General features: G+C 55.2%; 2 protein-coding genes. Both read left to right on the top strand.

Going from position 1 to position 1,282, the window contains the following annotated elements:
- Positions 1-57 precede the first annotated feature (57 nt).
- Positions 58-924 carry a hypothetical protein gene (locus EN780_RS34495; RefSeq protein ID WP_127310184.1) on the top strand — a complete coding sequence of 289 codons (867 nt, stop codon included), beginning with the start codon at positions 58-60 and terminating at the stop codon, positions 922-924.
- Positions 925-1,003: 79 nt separating this feature from the next.
- Positions 1,004-1,282, top strand: a 279-nt coding sequence (locus EN780_RS39865; protein WP_210215080.1) for a hypothetical protein, incomplete at its 3' end; no start/stop codon positions are given.

Here is a 1,282-nt window from a genome sequence, read left to right as displayed (position 1 = left end):
TGATATCCCTGCACTACTAGCAGCGAGGAAAAGGCGATTCTAAGCAGGAGCCGTCATTTGGGCGCCGATCGGTTCTGCCAGTCCTTGGGTCTCTGCCTGATCGGGCTAGGGACGGTGTTTCTGCTCTTTGTCGCTGCTTATCCCCTCGGCCTCGTCCAGGCCTATCCGACACCCCCCGTTGAAGCCATTGAGGGACCGCTTGGGTTTGAGAAGAAGATAGGGGATTTGAACGGCCTTTATCGCGGACCGAATGAGCCCAGGCAGGTCTATCTTGAGCGCCTAACAAAGGCTGTCGCGGGTGGCGTGGTGCATTACTGGACGGAAGGGGACCGCTGGACGGATACTGACGCGCGCTATACGAAGATCAGCGTTTTCGACAACTACGTCATCTGGCTGCTCGGTTGGCTTCCTGCATACCATGACAGCTTTCAAAATTACGAGTTTTTGACACCCCGAAAGGCCTTAGATCGCGGTTACGGCTTTTGCTCCCAAGTCTCAAAGATTGTCTATTCAATCCTTACGGAACAGGGAATCCCAGCGACGATATATAGCGCTGAGCAGCACACGATCGTCGAGGTCGATGGTAATGTTCTCGATTCCGATTATGGTGTCCTAGTACCCTATCCTCTGGCTCTTGTAGAAAAAGATCCGTCGATAGTCGATTCCTACTATTCGGACTACGAAGATATGCTGCCTCTTTTGCATGGAGCCTACGGTCAACCTTGGCATCGGCTTGGAACGCCGGAAGGCTTTCAGAGTGCCCGTTCCTACGAGACAATTCTCGAAAGGCTGAAGTGGCTTCCGCCGGTCATATTGCTGCTCATCGGCGTGTTATTAGCGACTGGCGGGCTGCTTGGGCGCGGACCGTTCGTTTCTGCCCCGAAAATATTTGCCTTCGGCCGTTCACCCAATCGTGGAGCTTAGGGAGTGCTTTGCGCTTGCTTGAGACCCATGCCTGTGGCATGCGACGGCTAAATCGGAAGTCGGCGGCGGTAGAGTCTCGATGAATTATGCTCCAGCAAAGACATCCGCTATCGTTCCTTCGACGGCCATCGCCAAGAGTCGTCGTAAGGGCGTACTTTTTGTGATCGGATCGCTAAACCTTGGCGGCACGGAGAGCCAACTCGTACTCCTCGCCAAGGAGTTGGCGCGCCGAGGATGGAGGGTCGAGGTTTTTGCGCTTACGCCGGTAGGCAACATACTGGCCGAACCTCTGACCCGCGCCGGTGTACCAATTTTCTACGGCTGCCACCGACCGAATTCCCCTGCCGCCGGTTCAAGG

It is taken from the genome of Mesorhizobium sp. M4B.F.Ca.ET.089.01.1.1 (assembly GCF_004022605.1).
Classification (GTDB): Bacteria; Pseudomonadota; Alphaproteobacteria; order Rhizobiales; family Rhizobiaceae; genus Mesorhizobium; species Mesorhizobium abyssinicae.
This window is presented reverse-complemented; position numbering and strand designations above follow the sequence as displayed.